This window comes from Oribacterium sp. C9 (assembly GCF_002007235.1).
Lineage (GTDB): Bacteria > Bacillota > Clostridia > Lachnospirales > Lachnospiraceae > Oribacterium.
On sequence record NZ_MUHW01000050.1, the window covers coordinates 1 to 2,689 of the forward strand.

Here is a 2,689-nt window from a genome sequence, read left to right on the forward strand (position 1 = left end):
CTGGCGGTAGGGAACTTTTTGATTTTTTACTGTCCGCTTGACGGGTAGCATACCAATTACTCTCTAACAACTACACTTTTATGGTACTAAAAAGAGCATTTATAACCATAAAGTTATAGATGCTCTTTTAGTTTGATTACATAGTTTGATTATATGTAATCAAACTATTTTCCGCTTAATATAAGGCTTTATTGATATTTATAATACTATTTACCTTATATTCTATAACTAGCACATTGCTTTTTTCCCCCTAGAAATAGTCAAATAGTTTATGCGATTATTTGAGTAGGATCATACTGAGCAACATAGTACATCATTCTGTCGCTCTTATCATTTTTATTTAATTCATCAATAACTTCCTTTGTGACGCATGGATGGAATCCACACTCATTATCAGCCAACAAAATCCCCCTTATGCTCGCTGTCAGAATGCTCTCTCAATATGTCCAATATAAGCATGTTCAGCATTTTCTTTGTTCCTGTTCCAAACATAATGTATCCTTTCAGATCTAAACAGCTTTTACAAGCTTACATAATTCTGCCGCAAGAATCTTATGCCCTTCCGGTGTCAGGTGAAGTGAATCGTTCTCTGAAGGATAAATGTACATTGCCGCATCAAAAAAGATGCAGCCCTCTCTGTCTGCTACATTCTTATAAAACTCAGGGAACTGTTTAGATCTTTCAATTGCATCATCAGAAAAAGCACCATAAAACGGAGAAGTCCTGATTCCTGCTCCTATTTCAGGCGGTGAGACAAGAATTATCTTTGGGACAAAACCCTGCTTTTCAGCCGTAAACTCTTTTATTACGCGTACCAGTACTCCGGCACCTTCAGCAATCTCTTCTGCTGAAAGATGGAAGGACGCCTTTAGATCATTGCTCCCCAACATGAGGATCACTATGTCGATTGGCTTATGTGAGCTAAGGCATGGTCTCAGATAGTCAAGCCCATTCTTCCATCCATCAACAGGATCATCATGTATGGTTGTCCTTCCATTACAGCCTTCCTCGATGACTGTATATTCATCGCCCAGAAGCAGCTGTAGTCTTCCCGTATATCTGATATCCATTGGATATCTCAATCCTGTTTCCGGAACATATCCATGTGTATTTGAATCACCATAACAAAGAACTGTTTTCATCATTGACCCTCTTTTTCTCTTCTTTCAACATGAGCAACTTCCAAGATCATTATTAATGCCATCTTATCGCAGTTGACTCCATATGATATTTATCGTTCATATATGATTGGTACACTTACATAATAAAAGAAGCAATGTGCCTTTTTTTGCACATTGCTTCTTTTAAAACTCTTTGACTATAAACAACTCAACTGATTTTTTCGGTTGCTCTTTTTATGTAGTCTGCGCAGATTTCAAGAAGATCATCCGGTAGAACTTCTATAACCTTCGCATTTCTACTATTAAGGTCAATGGCTCTTATCTGAAAGGGCAGCATCACTCCTTGGGTTATAGTTCTGCTATCCAATTCGATTTCTAACGGATATGTCTTGTTTTTAGTTGTGATTGGAACACAGAGATTGATATTTCCGGGCAATGGAATATCATTCATCACCACTGCCGGTCTGTAATTTTTCTGTTCATGCCCTTTTGTTGGATTGAAATCAACTTTTACTATATCTCCTCTGTGGAAAGTCAAAATACCTCACCTCCAACATCATTACCCCAATCTAGCTCGCCGGACGGTCCCAGGTCTTCTATTGATAATTCTTCCATAGGTTTTTTGTAAAATGCCTCAAACATTTCCTTAGTTGACATTTCTTTTTTTAATACCAGCGCATTGTCCTTTACTTCGTAGCTGATGTTATCTCCATTTTTTATGGATAATGCATTTATAACACTTGTAGGAATCCTTATACCCAAAGAATTGCCCCATTTAGAAACTGTTATTTGCATAAAGTCTCCTTCTAATATACGATGCTTCTCTTCTTGATATACATTGTATATCATTCCTATAGATATATCAATGGCTCTATCGGTTAAAAGTTTCTTAATATAAAGTAAAAAAACGAAACCAAGTCTAAAATACTTGATTTCGTTTATATAGTAAAACTGCCTGCTTTTACTTTATTTGTAATCAGCTAATCATTTTCCCATCCCTTACACACGTCGCACCAGCCTTCAGCTCCTGTAACTGTTTCAAGTTCCGAAGGAGTCAGTTTAACTGAAGTAAACTCATTGCCTCCGGCAGGATGAACGTATTCAAATCTTTTCATGGATACATCCAGCCAGATCGGAATGTTCCCGGACACAGCGAAAGGGCACACTCCGCCAGGTTGAAATCCTGTAATATTCTCCACCTGATCTCTCGGGATCATATGAGGCTTGGTATGGAATAATGATTTGAACTTTGAACTGTTTACCTTGCCATCACCGGCCATTACGACTATTACAGGCTTTTCATTAACGATGAAAGACAATGTCTTTGCTATCTCCGGTTCTGTACATCCTATCTGCTGTGCCGCATGTTCCACGGTATCTATTGTCTCAGTATGCTCAGTCAGTCTGTCACCAAGATTTTTTGAAACAAGAAACTTTTTCACCTTTTCGTTCACCATGCTCAATCACTCCATTCATTATATTCAACCATGAAAGGGACATATTTTGCCCCGCAATCGAGTAGGGGGAATATAATCCCCCTCTCACACCACCGTACGTGCCGTTCGGCA

5 protein-coding genes are annotated in these 2,689 nt (G+C 38.3%); all 5 read right to left on the bottom strand.

The genetic code is table 11. The features are described from left to right. Positions 1-269: 269 nt before the first annotated feature. The 5 genes from BXO88_RS16995 to BXO88_RS16045 all read right to left on the bottom strand — a co-directional run bounded on the left by BXO88_RS16995 (position 270) and on the right by BXO88_RS16045 (position 2,578). Positions 270-401, bottom strand: a complete 132-nt coding sequence (locus tag BXO88_RS16995) for a hypothetical protein (protein ID WP_256363683.1) — start codon at positions 399-401, stop codon at positions 270-272. A gap of 108 nt (positions 402-509) precedes the next feature. Further along, positions 510-1,145 (bottom strand): SGNH/GDSL hydrolase family protein, encoded by a 636-nt coding sequence (locus tag BXO88_RS16030; RefSeq protein WP_242945251.1) that lies wholly within the window; start codon positions 1,143-1,145, stop codon positions 510-512. 184 nt (positions 1,146-1,329) lie between these two features. Then, positions 1,330-1,659 carry a type II toxin-antitoxin system PemK/MazF family toxin gene (locus tag BXO88_RS16035; RefSeq protein ID WP_078038729.1) on the bottom strand — a complete coding sequence of 110 codons (330 nt, stop codon included), beginning with the start codon at positions 1,657-1,659 and terminating at the stop codon, positions 1,330-1,332. Then, positions 1,656-1,916, bottom strand: coding sequence for an AbrB/MazE/SpoVT family DNA-binding domain-containing protein (locus tag BXO88_RS16040; RefSeq protein ID WP_044993983.1), 261 nt, complete (start codon positions 1,914-1,916; stop codon positions 1,656-1,658). The genes BXO88_RS16035 and BXO88_RS16040 overlap by 4 nt, the downstream gene beginning before the upstream one ends. Positions 1,917-2,101: 185 nt before the next feature. Next, positions 2,102-2,578 (bottom strand): YbaK/EbsC family protein, encoded by a 477-nt coding sequence (locus BXO88_RS16045; RefSeq protein ID WP_078038731.1) that lies wholly within the window; start codon positions 2,576-2,578, stop codon positions 2,102-2,104. Positions 2,579-2,689: the final 111 nt, after the last annotated feature.